At 42.7% G+C, this 18776-nt stretch carries 11 protein-coding genes; 4 read left to right on the forward strand and 7 right to left on the reverse strand.

Features of this window, described 5'->3' with window-relative positions:
• The first annotated feature begins 8 nt into the window (after window positions 1-8).
• The gene (locus tag CHB62_RS00195) at window positions 9-719 is read left to right on the forward strand and encodes a DUF2461 domain-containing protein (RefSeq protein WP_089365179.1); all 711 of its coding nucleotides are present in this window, start codon (window positions 9-11) and stop codon (window positions 717-719) included.
• A gap of 94 nt (window positions 720-813) precedes the next feature.
• Here CHB62_RS00195 and CHB62_RS00200 read toward each other — a convergent pair whose 3' ends face one another.
• Entirely contained in the window at window positions 814-3507 is a 2694-nt protein-coding gene (locus CHB62_RS00200) for a valine--tRNA ligase (protein ID WP_089365180.1), read from the reverse strand.
• Between the two features lie 145 nt (window positions 3508-3652).
• On the opposite strand from CHB62_RS00200, the gene mazG reads away from it, so the two are divergent.
• The 3 genes from mazG (at window position 3653) to CHB62_RS00215 (ending at window position 6156) form a co-directional block, all read left to right on the forward strand.
• Window positions 3653-4534 (forward strand): nucleoside triphosphate pyrophosphohydrolase, encoded by an 882-nt coding sequence (gene mazG, locus CHB62_RS00205; protein ID WP_089365181.1) that lies wholly within the window; start codon window positions 3653-3655, stop codon window positions 4532-4534.
• A 37-nt stretch (window positions 4535-4571) separates the two neighbouring features.
• A complete protein-coding gene (locus CHB62_RS00210; protein WP_009010805.1) occupies window positions 4572-5129 on the forward strand; it encodes a lipocalin-like domain-containing protein in 558 nt (185 codons plus the stop codon).
• Between the two features lie 112 nt (window positions 5130-5241).
• A complete protein-coding gene (locus tag CHB62_RS00215; RefSeq protein WP_089365182.1) occupies window positions 5242-6156 on the forward strand; it encodes a ribonuclease Z in 915 nt (304 codons plus the stop codon).
• A gap of 821 nt (window positions 6157-6977) precedes the next feature.
• On the opposite strand, the gene CHB62_RS00220 is transcribed toward CHB62_RS00215, so the two are convergent.
• The 6 genes from CHB62_RS00220 to secA form a co-directional block, all read right to left on the reverse strand.
• Window positions 6978-9143 carry a cytochrome c biogenesis protein CcsA gene (locus tag CHB62_RS00220; RefSeq protein ID WP_089365183.1) on the reverse strand — a complete coding sequence of 722 codons (2166 nt, stop codon included), beginning with the start codon at window positions 9141-9143 and terminating at the stop codon, window positions 6978-6980.
• A gap of 79 nt (window positions 9144-9222) precedes the next feature.
• Window positions 9223-10920 carry a di-heme oxidoredictase family protein gene (locus CHB62_RS00225; RefSeq protein WP_089365184.1) on the reverse strand — a complete coding sequence of 566 codons (1698 nt, stop codon included), beginning with the start codon at window positions 10918-10920 and terminating at the stop codon, window positions 9223-9225.
• A gap of 103 nt (window positions 10921-11023) precedes the next feature.
• The gene (locus CHB62_RS00230; protein ID WP_089365185.1) at window positions 11024-12385 is read right to left on the reverse strand and encodes an imelysin family protein; all 1362 of its coding nucleotides are present in this window, start codon (window positions 12383-12385) and stop codon (window positions 11024-11026) included.
• 47 nt (window positions 12386-12432) lie between these two features.
• Window positions 12433-13737 (reverse strand): putative porin, encoded by a 1305-nt coding sequence (locus tag CHB62_RS00235; protein ID WP_089365186.1) that lies wholly within the window; start codon window positions 13735-13737, stop codon window positions 12433-12435.
• Window positions 13738-14659: 922 nt separating this feature from the next.
• Window positions 14660-15412 (reverse strand): ATP-binding cassette domain-containing protein, encoded by a 753-nt coding sequence (locus CHB62_RS00240; protein WP_089365187.1) that lies wholly within the window; start codon window positions 15410-15412, stop codon window positions 14660-14662.
• Window positions 15393-18752 (reverse strand): preprotein translocase subunit SecA, encoded by a 3360-nt coding sequence (gene secA / locus CHB62_RS00245; protein ID WP_089365188.1) that lies wholly within the window; start codon window positions 18750-18752, stop codon window positions 15393-15395. The genes CHB62_RS00240 and secA overlap by 20 nt, the downstream gene beginning before the upstream one ends.
• Window positions 18753-18776: the final 24 nt, after the last annotated feature.

An 18776-nucleotide genomic window follows, 5' to 3' on the forward strand; every position in this document is an offset into this window, starting at 1 on the left:
AGAAGAATATGAATACAAAGAAGATAATGCACTTCTTGAAAGGTATTGCTGCGAACAACAATAAGCAGTGGTTTCAAGAACATAAGGCTGAGTATGATGCTGTAAAGGCTGACTTTGAACAGGGAGTCGACAAAGTTATAGCTTGTTTGGCAACCTTTGATGAAGAGGTTTCACACCTGACAGCAAAGGATTGCACCTACCGTTTCTATCGTGATGTTCGTTTCTCACCCGATAAAAGTCCGTATAAACGCCATTTAGGTGCATACATCTGTGCACGTGGTAGGAAGGCTTTGCGTGGTGGTTACTATCTACATCTTCAGCCAGGGAACTGCTTGATAGCTGTAGGTTGCTATTGGTTGCCTACAAACATACTGACGTCATGCCGCAATGAAATCATGGCGAATATTGATGAATGGCGTAAGGACGTTGAGAATGAGGGCTTTGTCAATTTGTTCGGACGACCCAATGAGGGCGAGTGGACGGACGATAAGGTTAGTGAGAAGGGTTTTGGACTTGCTGCCTTGAAGACTGTTCCAAAGGGATTCCCCAAGGACTATGAGTATCTTCAGTATCTTCGAATGAAGGACTACTGCTGTTGGGTGTCTGTGCCTGATGACTTCTTCGAGGGAGAAGGATGGGTTGAACAATTGAAACACATCTGCAAGACGGGTAAGCCGATGATGGACTTCATTAATAATGTGGTAGATGATTATGAATAGAAACAAATAAAGAGGAACGCAAAGACATTCCTCTTTATTTTTATACTTACTAAAACGCTTTGGCTAATGGGCGCATTAGCCAAAGAGATAGCGATTATTTCTTTCTCAATTCCTCAAGACTTGCCTTCAAAGCGGCAATCTTCTCTTCAGAATCGCTCTGCTTCTTACGCTCGCGTTCAATAACTGCTTCTGGCGCATTGGCCACGAACTTCTCGTTAGAGAGCTTCTTCTTGATACCAATGAGGAAGCCTTCAAGATGCTTGAGTTCCTTCTCCTGCTTCTCAATCTCGGCCGCAACGTCAATCAAGTCGCCCACTGGTACTGCGAAGCTGTCGGTTCCTACCATGAAACCAGATGCGTCACCACGCTTCTCGGTTACTACCTCGATAGCCTTTAAGTTAGCCATCTTGATGATTACACTGTTATAAGCTTCATAATTGTTCTGGCCGATTACGTCCAGTTCCAACTCTACCTTTGGTGCGATGTTCTTCTGATTACGTACGGTTCTCACACCGCTGACGATTGCTTTAACCTGTTCGATGGACTCGATAAGAGCCAACTCTTCCTTGCTTGGAGCGTCAAGTTTGAGTTCATCACGCATGATGCTCTCGCCGTCTTTACGGTCGTAGATGTGTTGCCAAAGCTCTTCTGTAATGAAAGGCATGAATGGATGGAGCATCTTCAGCAGTGTATCGAAGAACTTAAGAGTAGCTTGATAGGTGGTCTTATCGATTGGCTTGCCATATTCAGGCTTGATCATCTCTAAGTACCAACTTGAGAATTCATCCCAGAAGAGGCGATAAACAGTCATTAAAGCTTCTGAGATGCGATAGCTCTTGAACTGTTCATTCATCTCAGCGTTCACTTCCTTCAACTTTGCATCGAACCATTCAACGGCAATCTTGTTGGCTAATGGCTGTTCAGCATCGGCTGTCTCCCAACCTTGAACGAGGCGGAAAGCATTCCAAATCTTATTGTTGAAGTTACGTCCTTGCTCACAAAGTGTCTCGTCGAAGAGGATGTCGTTGCCTGCAGGAGCAGATAGCATCATACCCATACGGACACCATCAGCACCATACTTCTCTATCAACATGATAGGGTCAGGAGAGTTGCCAAGACTCTTACTCATCTTTCTTCCGAGTTTATCTCGTACTATACCTGTGAAATAAACATGCTTGAATGGGAACTTGCCACGATACTCATAGCCAGCCATAATCATACGTGCTACCCAGAAGAAGATAATGTCTGGTCCCGTAACAAGGTCGCTGGTAGGGTAGTAGTAGTTGATTTCTTCGTTGTTAGGGTTATTGATTCCATCGAATACAGAGATTGGCCACAACCAGCTTGAGAACCATGTATCCATACAGTCGCTCTCTTGTTCGAGGTCAGATGATGTGACAGAAGGATTAATCTCCTGTGCTAACTTTAATGCTTCCTCAGCCGTCTCTGCCACAACAGTAGCGTTCTTACCCTCAGTGTCCTTGAAGTAGTAAGCTGGAATACGGTGTCCCCACCATAGCTGACGACTGATACACCAGTCCTTGATGTTCTCTAACCAGTGGCGATAAGTGTTCTTGTACTTCTTTGGATAGAACTCTATATCATCGTCCATGACAGGTCCAAGGGCAATGTCAGCAAAGTGTTGCATCTTTAGGAACCATTGTGTAGAGAGCTTTGGTTCGATAGGTACGTGCGTACGCTCTGAGTATCCGACCTTATTATCATAGTCTTCAACCTTCTCCATCAGCCCTGCAGCCTCCAAGTCCTTTGCTATCTGCTTACGTACATCCATACGATCCTGACCTACATAAAGGCCAGCTGCCTCAGAAATCGTACCATTATCGTTGAAAATATCAATTGTTTCCAATCCGTGCTTCAAGCCAAGTGCATGGTCGTTAACGTCATGTGCAGGTGTAACCTTCAAACAACCCGTACCGAACTGGATGTCTACATAGGTGTCTTCGATGACTGGGATGACACGATTTACCAATGGAACGATAACATGAAGACCCTTCAACCATGTGTTTTTAACGTCCTCTGGATTGATACACATAGCTGAGTCGCCCATGATAGTCTCTGGTCGAGTGGTTGCTACAACGGCATAGTAACCCTTATCATCCTTGTGTATTACGTTGCCTTCGTCCTTGCGCTCAAACTTAGCTTGGTCTTCTTTTGCAACATAATACTTAAGGTGATAGAGCTTAGAGTGCTCATCCTTGTAGATTACCTCTTCATCAGAAAGGGCCGTCTGAGCCTGTGGGTCCCAGTTAACCATTCGTACACCACGATAGATATAACCCTTCTTATAGAGGTCGCAGAACACTTTGATAACACTCTTACTACGAGTGTCATCCATTGTGAAGGCTGTGCGGTCCCAATCACATGAGCAACCAAGTCGACGCAACTGCTTGAGGATGATGCCTCCATGCTCGTGTGTCCAATCCCATGCATGTTCGAGGAATTGCTCACGGGTGAGGTCGGTCTTTTTTACACCTTGCTCTGCGAGACGGTTCACAACCTTTGCTTCTGTAGCAATACTTGCGTGGTCGGTGCCTGGTACCCAGCATGCATTCTTACCTTCCATGCGTGCACGTCTTACCAAGATGTCCTGTATCGTGTTGTTAAGCATGTGTCCCATGTGGAGCACACCTGTAACGTTTGGTGGTGGGATAACCACGGTGTAAGGCTCACGGCCGTCAGGCTTAGAACTGAAAAGCTTGTTGTCCAGCCAGTACTGGTACCATTTAGACTCCACTATCTGTGGGTCGTACTTGCTTGCTAATTCCATTGTTTCGTATATTATTATTTCTTTATTATCATTAAAATAACGGTGCAAATGTACAAAAAATCCGCCTAAAAAGCGTATCTTTGCAGCAATAATAGTACGTTGATAAGTACTTTAACGTTTATGTTTAACATTAAACATCAAGACTTTGCATACTAAAGAAGAGAAACTGAAAGCCTTTGCACGACTTTTAGACGTTCAGGAAAGACTCCGTAAAGAGTGTCCATGGGATAGTAAACAGACGAATGAAAGCCTTCGTCCTAACACAATAGAAGAGACGTTTGAGTTGGCTGATGCGCTCTTAAAAAACGACTCGAAGAATATCTGTAAAGAGCTTGGAGACATCATGGAGCATGTTATCTTCTATTCAACTTTAGGTGAGGAAAAGGCCGAATTCGACGTTGCTGATGTTTGTAATGCGCAATCTGATAAGCTCATGTTTAGGCATGATTTCATCGATTGGACGGGTTGGAGCGTGTCACGTCCGGACATGGTCGTAAATACTACTGGGCAGGTTGTCTACAAGGATGAGGTTCTGCAAAATAGTGAAGGCTCACAAGCGGATGCGCCTACTACTGCGCCTCAGGTGGAGACTACTTGGGAACAGCGTAAACAACGTGAACGTGATGGTAACACCTCTGTGCTTTCTGGGGTGCCAGACTCGCTGCCCAGCCTCATTAAAGCTTATCGTATTCAAGACAAGGCACGCAATGTTGGCTTTGATTGGGAGGAGAAAGAGCAGGTCTGGGATAAGGTTTATGAAGAGTTAGGAGAGCTGAAAGAGGAGTTAAAGAGAGGAGATAAGCATCGTTCGACCGAGGAGTTTGGCGACTTCCTATTCTCGCTTATCAACGCCGCGCGCCTCTATCACATCAATCCCGACAATGCGCTTGAGTTTACCAATCAGAAGTTTATTAAACGATTTAACTACATTGAGGAAGCTGCTAAGGCTAATGGAGTTATGATAAAAGACTTAACGCTTGCAGAGATGGACGAGTTGTGGGAAGAAGCAAAGGCTCTCAACAAGTAGAACAGCTACGGATTTAAGCTATAAATAAGATATAATTATGAGAAAAACCTTTTATTTTATCATGTCTTTGTTTATCCTTGTGATGGCTTTCTCATGCAAGGATAACAAACCAAAGTCTGTTTTGTCTGAGGTTGAGGCAGCTGGTGATTCTGTTTCTACGGGTGACAGTACGGTCTATGGTATTATGGTTGAGGGTGGAATGAACTCTATTGTCCTACTTACAGACCATGGTGATACATTGGAGTACCTTGTTAATCCGAACGATACTTTCGAGGTTGTTAAGGGCGGAAAGATTGATGGTGACCGCTTTGCTATCATTGGCTATAAGGAATATGGCGACCATTTCATGCGCTCAGCAATCAACTTAACGACATTGTTAGGCAATTGGACCAGCCTTGATCGTAACTTTGAGATTAAAGAAGATGGAACGGTAACATCGAGTCTTCAGTCTGAAAAAAATCCTTGGACAGCCTGGAAGATATGGAATGGTAAGTTGGTTCTGTCTAAAGATACGTTTGATATCGAAAGTCTTGGCGCTGACTCTTTGTCATTAGAAAACAAGTCAGGCTTGTTTGTGTTCACAAGAGGGAAGTAAGTACTTAGCTTTGTTTCCTTCAAGTGATTGTTTAAGACGATTATAATAGTGTTTCTCTTCATCCCCTTCTCATGTTCGAGTGGGAGATGAAGGGTGTTTGATGAGTTTTATTATGGAGCCATTTAAAGTACATATCCTTGGTTGTGGTAGTGCGTTACCAACCTTACAGCATAATGCTTCTTCCCAGATAGTGGAGCTTAGAGAGAAGCTCTTTATGATTGATTGCGGTGAGGGAACACAGATACAACTACGTAGATCGCGCATACACTTCTCTAAGATTATCGCAGTCTTCATCAGTCATCTGCATGGAGATCACTGTTTTGGTCTGCCAGGAATGATTTCCACCTTCGGTATGACAGGTCGAACGGCTCCTTTACACATCTACGCTCCAGCTGCCTTCGAGCCTATTCTCGACCAAACACTGAGTTTCTTCTGTCAAGGATTAGAGTTTAAGGTGGTGTTTCATGCTGTCGATACAACGCAAAATAAGGTGGTTTATGAAGATAGAAGTCTGACGGTTGAGACCATTCCTTTGCAACATCGTATTGATTGTTGTGGCTTTTTATTCCGTGAAAAGCCCATCCTTCCACATATTCGTCGTGATATGATAGACTTCTATAAGATACCGATTAGCCAGATAAACAATATTAAGGCGGGAGCTGACTGGGTGACTGCGGAGGGAGAAGTGATAGCTAATAGTCGGCTGACAACCCCTGCCGAACCAGCTCGCAGCTATGCTTACTGCTCTGATACACGTTATATAAAAACACTACACGAGCTTGTGAAAGGTGTTTCTACGCTCTATCATGAAAGTACATACTCCACCGAAGATGCCGAGCGTGCACGGCTCTATTGGCATAGTACATCTCAAGATGCTGCAAAAGTGGCTCGTGACGCCTCAGTCGGAAAACTGCTTTTAGGTCATTTCTCAGCCCGTTATAATAACGAATCACAGTTGTTAGATGAGGCAAAGGAGATTTTTCCAAATAGTTATTTTACTTGTGAAGGTGCTACCTTCGATATTTGATTAGTCAATACCTCATATTGACGACTACTCCTCATCGTTCTTTCTTAACGTATAGAAGGTGTTGTCTTAGCCACTATGATTTCTTTCCAGCCTTAATCCCTTATCTGTTTGTCAAGAATTTTCATCCTTCTTGAATCTAATATATGCTCTTCATGCTTTAAGAAAACGCCCTTCTACGTTCAAGAACATGCCCTTCTTGGATGTAGAAGACGCCCTTCTTGAGGCAAGAAAGGCATCTTCTTGAACGTAATGTATAATGTGTTGATTAATTGATAGTTATAGTGTTCTGTTTAAGAGATGTTATACCCTTGTTTAGAGAGTGTTTTACTTGATGTTGTGTAATGATTTTTTACAACGTTATTAATTCTCCTTGCATTAAGAGTGTTTACTAATATCGCATGGATGAGTAGGCTGGTTAATATAGTAGAGTACGTTCTTTTTCTCACAGATAAACACTGACTCTTACATGTAGGAAGGAGTCGTAGGTAGATTGTCTTCATTTTCTCGCTTATCAGAATAGGAGGAGAGTGATTGTTGGAATAGCTCCACAAAAACGTTAGGGAGTAGACGCTATGAAAATAAGGGGCAATAGCTACATCGCTCGATAGGCTGTGTGAATGCGAAAAACAATGCTGTTTCTATTTTTAATAGGCTGCTTGAAGCAGACAAAAGATGTTATTACTCATGTATAAAGCACGAAAAAAGGAGCATACTAAAGATAGTACACTCCTTATAAAGGATATAATTATAAAACTTGTCTCTTTGTTATACGTATTTGTCAGAAGCCTTTCAATCTGCCTATTATGACTTTATTAAGTCATTTAAGCATACGAATGCATACCACCAAGAATGTAGTTAACACCGAAATAGGTCATTAGGATGCTAAGAAAAGACAGTAACATAAAGAAATGATATTTCTCTGGTTTCCTTAATGCAGGCAATGAGTTGGTGTGAAGAGGTATCGCATAAATTAAGAAAGTAATCAGTGCCCAAGTCTCCTTAGGGTCCCATCCCCAATAAGTTCCCCAACTGATATTTGCCCAGATAGCACCTATAAAGATGCCTAATCCTAATGTTGTGATAGCAGGATAAAGGAATATTTGCGACAAGTCGGTCAGTTGTTTGTTGACTGATATGACGCTTTCTCTCTTGCTGTTGCGGGTGAAGAAATAGGCTATTGCACTGATAAACGTGAGTGAAAGCAGTGCGTATGACATCATGATAATACTCACATGAATACTCAACAACGGACTATTCAATACAGGCATACGTGGTGTAATACTTGGGTCCATCTCTCCGAGGTGGCTTACAAGAAGCATAAATCCACTCATGATAAGTCCGAATGTTGTCATAAGTTGTAACTTTCTTGTTGTCAGAATAGACACAATCATGATTAACCATGACAACAGGAGCATTGTTTCATAGCCGTTGGCAAGTGGGATAGTACCATTGATAATCCACCGAAGAGCCAATGTGAAGGTGAGAACACACCATGAGAGCGCCATCAATCCAGTGAAATATCTGTAGCGTTTCTTCCTTGTTATGAACAGAATAGACAGTAGTCCAGCTGTTAAGTTTACGATAAAAAGGATGGTTGCAAATGGGTATTGGTTGTAAATCCGTTCTGCTCTGATAGCCGTGTTAGAAGGGATAGTGTTGCCACCGTAGGTGTATTGATATTTTCTCAGCTTCTGTATGAGTTCGTTCACCATATCTGTTTTCCCTTGTCTGGCCAATTGTCCTGCCAAAGGAAGGATAGAACGCATATATTGCTGTTGTGCCTTATCCATGCTCTTAGGGTATTTATCATGTGGTGAGAACCAATCAACAGTACCCTTCTTAGACATATAAGGGAATACACGCAGCGTGTTTCCTTGCATAAGCTCCATGAGTAGCATCATCTTATCGTCGGTATCCAATAGCTGTCTTGCTACGTTGTCATTCTCTTGACTACGTGCTTCTTGGAGGTAAGGACCGAGGATATAGCCTTGTTGGCCAAATAGACTCATTGGTGAGACATACTCTTCTAAGTTCAGTTTGTCGCGTAGTTCGGAGCCTTTTAGTCTTAGGATAGGCTCTCTCATCCACTCTTTTCCCCAGAACATAAAGCCTGTCAGGACTTGAGTAGGAGTAAAGTCTTTGTAATTCTTTTTGCCATAGAGTTTCTTTGTAAAGTCTATGGCGTAGGTTTCCATAGGACATATTCGTCCGTTATATACAATAAGTATCTTACCAAACTCATCGGCCGTCTGTCGTGGTAATGAGGGCTGCGCATTTGCTACAGAATATCCCATCATAAGCATGACTATCACTACCGCTTTCTTTCTAAGCAATCGACGGAAGTTGCCCTTAGGCTCAATTAGCATTGCGATAAGGCCAAAAAAGAGTAGGGCATAGCCAAGATAAGTTACTGGAATACCGTATGGGTCGGAATTGACAGACAGATAGCTACCCTTCAAATCTTCGTCGTAACTACTCTGATAGAGACGTGTCCCATATCCTGAATAGATGTTGTTCATAGAGACTTGATATTGTTCTTTCTTCCCATTCTCGCTGATTGTGATGATTGAAGCATAATCCATAGCTGCCATGTTGCCTGCATGATAGGTGACGTTGAACTTATCCAACAGAATACTGAAAGGTAGTTCGGCTTCATTCCCATCCTTTGTGGTATAGGTGTTGACAACCTTTCCTTGTCGCAAATGAACCATCCCTTTATGAGAAGTAAGGTGGGTTAGCAATGCACCAAGGAGGATGATGACAAAAGAAAGATGTAAAAGAATAATGATAGGACGGCGAACTTTTCTTTGGATGAAGTAGACTATGCCCGCAGCAGTACCCATAGCCCATAGTAAACAGAACCACCATGACCCGAAGATATTGTCTGAAACATAATCAAGGGTCGTGTATTTCCCTATGATTGTCCCCGTAGCCATCACTATGATAAGGAGTATATAAACAATCTCAAGTGTCTTCTTTGTTCGCATTTGTTAGATGATAAAGAAGAAGATGAGCCTTTGTAGACTGCATCTTCTTCTTGTCTTTGTTTTTGTAAATAATCGTTTGTTAGATAGAACGTATGAACTTAACTACAGCGTCTCTATCTTTCTTTGGCAAGTTATAGAATTTAACAGCTGCCTTATAAGCCTGACTGTTCTTGCTATAAGCATGCCACATGATTGCTTCAACCTCATTACGAGCACGAGCATCATGTAGACGGTCTTCTACACCAGAGTTAATCAATGAAAGACCTCGGCCCCACAGTGGAGTAGTGCGGCACCATGATCCGTGGATGTCGTTCTTCATATCGAGCTTGTGCTGTATGAAATCAGAGTATGGATAAATCTTCTGATTAGCATACTTAGGCAGCTGCTTGTTGCCAAGGATTACTGAAGAACCGTGGTTGTCAGCACCTGTTGTCCAAGAGGCCTTGTGACAGTGTGCACAACCTAACTCTCCAGTGAAGAGTTCCTTACCACGCTGTACGTCCTTGTCGTTCAAGTTTCTTGCACGTGGAACAGCAATACCTCTGTGCCATACCATGAATGCGTGATAGGCATCATCGCTCACCTCTGGCTTGAAGTTGAAGTAAGGATTGTTATAGAGGTTTACGTTGTCGCTTGGTGAAAGCAAATAACGAACAGCCTTCTTGATACCTTCACGAGTTCCATCGTTGTAGTATGGATGTACGTAAGAGTTTGGATTACTACCATGCTGTTGGATGTAACTAATCACGTTCTCGTTCTCTGACATTGCTTTTGCCCATGGTTCTGTAGAACAGATGTGCTTGATGTCTGAACGAAGAATATTCAACTCGTCCCAAAGAGCAACGTCGTTCTCAAGACAACCATCGAGCAAATCGTAGTTGAAACGCTTTACGAACTTATTGCCAAAAGCATCTTCTGCCCATGCCTCAGGCTTCAATTGCTTTGTTGTATTGTCCCAGAACTCTGGGTTCAACTCTACAAAGCGTCCCTCTGCCTTGTATTGTTTCTCGAGGTCTTCATTAGAGATAGCGTCAATCAAACCAAGACCTTGGAAGTTACAAGATGCTATCAAGCGTACTTCATAATTGCTTGGTACTGGGTCAGTGTTGAATGCTGACTGTGGAATAGATACTGATGGATAACGAAGATTATACTTCTCACCATCAGGGAACTGCATTGGCAAACCACTTGGCATAGATGTTACGTCATGCCATGTGATGTGTATTTGCTTCGGATCAACAGGAGGCAAGAACGGCTCGACGGCTTGCAACATCGTAAAGGTTGTGAGCTGATTGATAGGAGTACCATTGTTGCTACCTGGAGCATCAGGTGTATAAACTGAAACAATGTAACCGTTGCCCTTTACTGGCTCCATGTCATTACGACTATGACCGTGAGCATAACCACCAGAGTGGCAATACTCGCATGAACGACGAGATGCTACTGGACCCCAACCTTTGTATGGCTCGGTGCTAAGGGTGTACTTAGCACTTGCCATCATATCTCCTTGGTTGAAGAGATCGGTTAGTCCTTGTTCGTCGATAGCTGGTGTGTTGTCCTCATAACCACCTGCTGCGGTGTTCTCTGTTGTACCAAGTTTGCCACCTGGGTACCATTCGTCTGCAGAGAAATTACCTACTGCCTGACCAATGTACTTTGTCTCAGGTTCTGATGGTTGCTGTGGATTGTCTGGCGTAACATTGTCGTCAGAACATGCAGCAAATGCACATAAGAGTGCTCCAGCAAGTAAGTATTTGCTATAGCTGTTGTGTCTCATAATGTTTTATAGTTAAATTTACGTTTGAAACGTAGCCTTGTCCTATAGAAGACAAAGCTACGTTTATTATTTATATTTACTTTTCAGATTTGCAAGAGTTGGATTACTTGTCTGTCTGTTGGTTTATCCATGTACCTGCAGCATTAAGTGCTTCATTCAAGGCAGTAACCTTCTCGATGCAAGTCTTAACCTGTGCATGACCTGGATTATCAATGAAAGCAACGCCACTCTTCTTAGCTGTCTCCAAGGCAGCGATTGCCTCGTTAAGAGCAGTGTTCAATTCATTATATTTAGGATAGTTGTTATTCTTCAAGAAGTTCATGATAGAGTACTGAGCTGGAGTAGAGATATTCTCTGTACCACGTACGCCATAGAGTGAGTTCTTGATAGAATAGATGTTATCCTGGTAGTCTTGGAATGAACGCTTACTGTATGGTGACTCGATGTAGTTAGCTGCATCGTCTGCCGTACCAGTACCTGTAGCCTTACGATAAGCCTGACCAAGTTTTTGTTCAGCAACTTCTTCGCAGATGCCAGAGCATCCGCCAATGAATATATTGTTCAGTGTCTCATGCCATGAAGCAAACATACCTTTCTCAGTAGTGGCGAACTGTGAGTAATCACGGTATGGGATATTCTTTGCAGAAAGTCCTCTGTGACGTGTTCCATTAACTACCCACATTGCATCAGCAAGCTGGTTCACGTGAGAAGTTGGTATACTTGTACCTAACCAGCCATATTCCAAGAGGTAAGTCATGTTACGGAGGTCACCAGCAACAGCTGCTGCAAAGGCTGCTTCGTTCACTGTACTTACGCTTGTAAGGCCTTGTTCTTTCTCTTTCTCAGCATTGAAGTCTGCTACGGTACGGTTCTTACCATTACGGAAGAGAACGAACTCCAATCCATGGAAACCTAAAACAGAGTCGAAGTTACCATTGTTGTCATAAACATACTTGGCTGGGTTTTCACCATTGATACCAGCAATAACGTTTGCATTATTTAAAGCTCTTGTCAACTGATCATGGTCGAGTGGCCATGAGTCGATATGTGGGTCGATCTCATTGTCAGAAGCAGCACCATAGAGGAAAGCCTCACTCTGCTCCCAATCTCGACGTGCTCCTTTGAAAGCCTCACAAGCTGCATCGATGTCATTCTGGGTCAATGTACCAGCTTTACGCTTCTGATAAAGATTCTGGCAAGCCTTGTAAAGAATATCAGACTTCTCTGCCAAGTCTAAATATGTAGGTTTAACAACTTCATTAATGTAGTTTGCAACAACCCTACCCATCTCTGTTTTATTAGCGTTTGCTCTACTTTCGCTTTCAGCCTGGCTTAAAGCTGATTGCTGTTCAGGTGTAAGAATTGTTGTGTTAATAACTTCATCATCATCACTACTACATGATACGAAGCCTGTAGCTAATGTTCCTGCAAGGAGGAACATCGCAAGTTTTGTTACTTTTTTCATTATAATCCCTTTTTAATTATGGTTATACAATCTTTATTCTTTGCTTTTTAGAGGAAGAAACCTTCGTAAGCTATACCGATGTTAATAGAAGGTTCGTCGTTGTAACCCTTCTTCAGATTGCGGTAGTTGTACTCTGCCTTGATAGCAATCTGTGGGATAGGATAATAGTTGATACCTGTTGCAAGAACGGTTCTATTCGTCCACTGCTTAGTTGTTGCATGGATGTAAGAGTCATAGTGTTCGATGTGTCCAAAGACATAGAGCTTCTGATTGTCCTCACGCAACTTGTGAATCTGAGAGAAAATATCATAACCTACCTCAAACATCATAGCCATAGCATGACTTCCGAAGTATTTACCACTACCTGACTCGTATGGCTTAACATACTGAACATTAGGGTATGAGAGGCCAGAAATCTGGTTCGCATTACTTACATAACCATAGTCAATGTTTCCTCTCGCAATCCAGTTATATTTATTATAGGTGAAATCTAAGCTACCAAGATAAACATTACCCTTAATCTTCTTCTTCTCTCCCTTCTCACTATCATGTGGAACGTTGTTGTGCATAGCCTGTCCTGCGTATGCACTAACACCAATGCGTAAGCCAGGGATAGTATAGTTGTCTACGCGAGCGAGGAAGCCATACTTATTAGCAACCTCAAACTCGAATGGATTTGACGTACCTTTCTGAATCCAGTTAGCACGACTAAAGTGATAGGCATCCAATCCAGCAATCATCTGTGCGACGTAGCTAAAGTCGCCCGTCCTACCCCAGAAGGAAATACCTGTTTGATGCCATGTACTTGGAAGAATTGTGTTTTCCCCTTCAGGACGATATACTGTAAAGAAGTTTAATGGCTCATGATGAGCGTTTACTAAGCCGAATGGCACAACGATATGACCAGCACGGATATTGAAAGCTTTGCTAAATGACTTCTGTAGCCAGAACTGTTCGAGTTCAACCTCGCCACCTTTCTCTGTTTCATGTTCGAATTCAATAGCCTCATCTGCCTCGTATTCGATAGCAGAACCAGACCCGCCATGTTCAAACTCAATCTCAGAACCTAACGACCAGCCCTTTCCGAAATCGTAACCAAGGTAGATAACGGCATGTGGAATATCAAATCTTCCATGACTTGGGTCCTTCTTGTAAAGGCCAGGTGTCGTATAACGATTTCCGTTGTCACTATAAAAGTTACGTGAATAAGCAGCTTCGCCATATCCACCAAGGCTTAGTTTATTTCCCTTGGCATGGTTCATTACAGAGTCAGCTGCGTTTACTTGTGCTTGTGCTACGGCTGCACTTGATAATAGTGTAGCTAAAATAATACCTGATGTAAACTTCCTCATTAGAGTTATTATTTAGATATTTATAATTTGCATGCAAAGTTATAATATTATGAAAGAATTGACAATACCTAAAATTGTGGATATTCTTTGCCTTTAATGAGAAGCGTTATCTACCTTATTGGGTTTTACCTTCATAATATGTAGGTATTATTGGAATTGTTATAAATTCTATTTTTTGTAATAGTTTACAACGTTGTTGTGTTTAATTGATATAAGTTGTTTGAAATCAATGGATATGTTGTAGGGCGTTATTCTCCGAAAACTTGAATAAGGATTAAGCCTTTCTATAGAACTACTCAGTCTTGAACTGTATGGCATTTGTTTTGGGAACGAACACTGTTTAACCTGCTGAGCCACACTAACATGGGTTGTACATAGTCTTATTCTTTACGAACTTCTTATCTTTCAATGATATATCACGATTGTGGTTACTATTTATGCGATGTGTATTAAAGTTTGACACTGCATTTGAACATAGGTAGAAGCGTAATAAATGTCATTATAATAAGGTATAGTAAGCCACCATTGTCTATCGAACTTATACGGAGAAGTCATATCAGATACCAACAATAAGTTATATTTCTCATGTTAATACACTTCAAGCGTGTGACCAATAGCCTTGATAGACACTGTCATGTAAGTAATAAAAAATAATTACATTTAATCATCAAAATATCATGTAATAAAATGATAGATATTAGTAAAATATAAACCCACAACACGCAGATAACCAATAAGTTATGATAACGTTTGAAGAAGAGGCCTAATTAGATACAAGAAGGGCGTTAACAACACGCAAGAAGGGCATGTTCTTCATGCTTGTTAGGCGTCTTTTAGAAGGCAATAGGGCATGTTCTGTGATAGAGTTGGGCTGAAAATGTTTTACAGATTATATGGTTTTTACCTCTTATAGAAGCCATTTCTATAAGAAGTAATTCTCTAATTCTTTTATTGTTGTTTCGTTTATCTTATCTATGTCTTTAACGATTGCCCCCTTCTCCATCAGTATTATTCTGTCACTAATGTCCGTTGTGTGGTGGAGGTTATGGCTGGAAATGAGAATAGAAGCCTGATGTTGTTGTCTATACTTGGACAGTAAGTCCTTTAGTTGGTTCTGACTACTGGGGTCAAGGAAGTTGAATGGTTCATCAAGAATTACAAACTTAGGATAGTGAAGTAGGGCAGCAGCAATACCAACCTTCTGTTTGTTGCCTGCAGAAAGCTCCCGAATATAGGTTTTCCCGTTAAGGATATCTTCACTAAGAAAGGGAGAGAACGACTTTATTCTTTCTTCTAATCTTCCTTCCTCGATGTTATTGACTTTACCAATAAAGGTGAAGAACTCTCTTGGCGTAAGGAAATCAATAAGGAAACTCTCATCGAGATAGGCAGAGACATAGTTCTTCCATGACTCTTCAAGATGAGAGACTCTTGTGCTACTAAGGCTAAGTTTGTCTTCACGCTGATTGTTTGTCTCATCCGAAAGACAGAAGTCAACCTCACCGCCATCGGCTTTTATGAGGTTCAGAATCAGTCGGAAGAGCGTAGTCTTACCAGCACCATTATTCCCAACAAGTCCAATAATCTCGTTAGAAGGGAAACAAAATTCGGGGATAGACACAGCTGTCTTATCCCCGAAAGTCTTTATAAGTTTATTAACGAATATCGCGACCATGGCAATTCTTGAACTTCTTACCGCTACCACATGGGCATGGGTCATTAGGACGAGGCATCTTATCAGCACGATATGGCGTGTGGTTCACTTCTTGTGCCCCTTCGCGGGTATCATGCTGAGCTGCAGCAACCTGGTTAGGGTCGTTAAGTTCAACCTTCTCCTCCTTGTACTGCTGGCTATGTTGCTCTGGAGCAGCTTCCTGAATATCCTCAGCAGGCTGCATCTCAGGTATCTGACCGCGCATAAGAACACTTGCTGTACGGTTGTTCATATCGTCAATCATGTTGTCCCACAGCTTTACGCTCTCCAGCTTAAAGATGAGTAATGGGTCCTTCTGCTCGTAAGATGCATTCTGAACGGAGTGACGTAGGTCGTCTAACTGACGTAGGTTCTCTTTCCAATCATCGTCGATGATATGGAGGAGGATTACCTTCTCAAACTGTTTAACAACCGATTTAGCTTCGCTCTCGTAAGCTTCTTTCAAGTCGCAAGGAATGTTGTAGACACGTTGTCCATCTGTGATAGGAACCATGATACGCTCGTACATTGCCCCTTGGTTCTCATACACCTCTTTAATAATAGGCCATGCAACAGTCTGGATACGCTCAGTCTTACGTGTGAAGGCGTCCATAGCAGCTTGGAAACTGCGTTCAGCAAGTTCTTCAGTATGACCTGCAGCAAGCTCCTCTTCGGTGAATGGGCATTCCATTGCAAGTACTTTCAAGAACTCTTCTTTGCATCCTTCGTAGTCATTGCGCTCGATAATGCTTACACAACGGTCCCAGATGATATTAGAAATATCCATACCAATACGCTCACCCATCAATGCGTGACGACGCTTCTCATAGATAACCGTACGCTGCTTGTTCATGACGTCATCGTATTCCAACAGACGCTTACGGATACCGAAGTTGTTTTCTTCAACCTTCTTCTGGGCACGCTCGATACTATTAGATATCATTGAACTCTCAATACGCTCACCATCTTCAAAGCCGAGGCGGTCCATTACCTTAGCAATACGCTCTGAACCGAAGAGGCGCATCAGCTTGTCTTCAAGTGAGACATAGAACACTGATGAACCAGGGTCGCCTTGACGACCAGCACGACCACGCAACTGACGGTCTACACGGCGGCTTTCGTGACGTTCAGTACCAATGATTGCAAGACCACCAGCATCCTTAACTTCCTGCGTGAGTTTGATGTCGGTACCACGACCAGCCATGTTAGTTGCGATGGTCACAGCGCCGAGTCCGTCTACAGAACGACCAGCCTCAGCTACGATCTGAGCCTCCTTAAGGTGCTGCTTTGCGTTCAATACCTGGTGAGGGATCTTACGCATGTTAAGCATCTTGCTTAAGAGTTCACTAATCTCAACGGATGTTGTACCCACAAGACATGGGCGACCTTGATTTCTCATAGTCTCAACCTCGTCGATGACAGCCGCATATTTCTCACGTGCAGTCTTATAAACACGGTCTTCCATATCCTTACGTTGGATAGGACGGTTCGTAGGTATCTCTACAACATCGAGCTTATAGATATCCCAGAACTCGCCCGCCTCGGTTGAAGCAGTACCCGTCATACCTGCAAGCTTGTGATACATACGGAAGTAGTTCTGTAAGGTGATGGTAGCAAAAGTCTGTGTTGCAGCCTCCACCTTTACGTGCTCTTTAGCCTCAACAGCTTGGTGTAAGCCATCGCTCCAACGACGACCTTCCATGATACGACCCGTCTGCTCGTCGACAATCTTAACCTCACCGTTCAAGACAACATACTCATCGTCCTTATTGAACATGGTGTAAGCCTTCAGAAGTTGCTGTAAGGTGTGTACACGCTCACTCTGAACACCATAGTGAGCCATCATTGCATCTTTTCTTTCGATGTATGTCTGCTCATCAATAACGTGGTCATCTTTCTGCTTCTCAAGTGCGGAAAGTTCTGTTGTAATATCTGGTAAGACGAAGAGCTGATCGTCCTTAACCTGATTAGCCAACCATGCAGTACCCTTATCAGTAAGGTCGCATGAATTCATCTTCTCGTCTGTTACGAAGTAGAGAGGCTCAATAGCCTTTGGCATTTCACGGTTGTTATTAGCCATGTAATACTCCTCTGTCTTCAGCATACCAGCCTTGATACCTTCTTCAGAGAGGTATTTAATGAGAGCCTTGTTCTTTGGCAGTGCCTTAAATGAGCGATAGAGGGCAAGGAAACCTTCCTCTTGTAATTTCTGGAAAGTCTCTTTGTTGTTAGCATTCTTCTGTGCTTCAGCCAACTTATGGCGTGCTTCAGAAAGAAGCTCAGTAGCTTGCTTGCGCTGAACCTCATACAGACTCTGAACCAATGGTTGGAATTCTTCGAACATCTGAACGTCACCCTTTGGTACAGGACCACTGATAATAAGTGGTGTACGAGCGTCGTCAATCAGCACAGAGTCGACCTCATCGACGATAGCATAGTTGTGCTGGCGTTGTACAAGGTCTGCTGGTGACACTGCCATATTGTCACGTAGATAGTCGAAACCGAACTCGTTGTTAGTACCGAAGGTGATATCAGCTTGATAAGCCTTACGACGAGCAGGCGAGTTAGGCTGGTGCTTATCGATACAGTCAACTGAAAGACCATTGAACATATAGAGTGGTCCCATCCATTCAGAGTCACGCTTTGCCAAATAGTCATTGACTGTCACGACGTGAACTCCGTTTCCTGTGAGGGCATTGAGGAATACTGGTAGGGTAGCAACAAGCGTTTTACCCTCACCAGTAGCCATCTCAGCAATCTTACCTTGATGTAGAACGGTACCACCAAATATCTGTACATCGTAGTGAACCATCTCCCATTTCAAGTCATTACCACCTGCTGTCCAGTGATTATGGTAGATAGCTTTATCGCCATCAATGGTAATAAAGTCCTTTGAAGGGTCGGCTGCCAACTCGCGATCGAAGTCTGTAGCGGTGACAATTGTCTCTTCATTCTCTGAGAAACGGCGTGCGGTATCTTTAACAATAGAGAAGGCAACAGGCATAACCTCGTCGAGTGCTTTCTCATAATTGTCCAAAGCCTCTTTATCAAGTTTATCTATTTGATTGAAGATAGCCTCACGCTCTTCAAGAGGTGTCGCTTCGATCGTTGCACGAAGTTCTGCTATCTTCTCTCGTTGTTCCTTACCTGCGTCCTGAACATACTGTTGTATCTCCTTTGTTTTGGCGCGCAATTCATCATTGCTAAGTGCTTTTATCTCTGGATATGCAGCCTTAACCTTGTCAACGTAAGGCTGAATAAGCTTCATATCACGTGTTGATTTATCTCCAAAAATTGCCTTTAATATCTTATTGAAATTCATTTATTCTAAATCGTTTGTTTATTT

The sequence above is a fragment of the Prevotella jejuni genome (assembly GCF_900187995.1).
GTDB classification, from domain to species: Bacteria; Bacteroidota; Bacteroidia; order Bacteroidales; family Bacteroidaceae; genus Prevotella; species Prevotella jejuni.

Bases quoted from the DNA above. Each gene is read 5' to 3' on its own strand.
- CHB62_RS00240 (WP_089365187.1), bottom strand. From the start codon at position 15,412: ATGGTCGCGATATTCGTTAATAAACTTATAAAGACTTTCGGGGATAAG.
- CHB62_RS00220 (WP_089365183.1), bottom strand. From the start codon at position 9,143: ATGCGAACAAAGAAGACACTTGAGATTGTTTATATACTCCTTATCATA.
- CHB62_RS00230 (WP_089365185.1), bottom strand. From the start codon at position 12,385: ATGAAAAAAGTAACAAAACTTGCGATGTTCCTCCTTGCAGGAACATTA.
- CHB62_RS00195 (WP_089365179.1), top strand. From the start codon at position 9: ATGAATACAAAGAAGATAATGCACTTCTTGAAAGGTATTGCTGCGAAC.
- secA (WP_089365188.1), bottom strand. From the start codon at position 18,752: ATGAATTTCAATAAGATATTAAAGGCAATTTTTGGAGATAAATCAACA.
- CHB62_RS00235 (WP_089365186.1), bottom strand. From the start codon at position 13,737: ATGAGGAAGTTTACATCAGGTATTATTTTAGCTACACTATTATCAAGT.
- CHB62_RS00225 (WP_089365184.1), bottom strand. From the start codon at position 10,920: ATGAGACACAACAGCTATAGCAAATACTTACTTGCTGGAGCACTCTTA.
- CHB62_RS00215 (WP_089365182.1), top strand. From the start codon at position 5,242: ATGGAGCCATTTAAAGTACATATCCTTGGTTGTGGTAGTGCGTTACCA.
- CHB62_RS00210 (WP_009010805.1), top strand. From the start codon at position 4,572: ATGAGAAAAACCTTTTATTTTATCATGTCTTTGTTTATCCTTGTGATG.
- CHB62_RS00200 (WP_089365180.1), bottom strand. From the start codon at position 3,507: ATGGAATTAGCAAGCAAGTACGACCCACAGATAGTGGAGTCTAAATGG.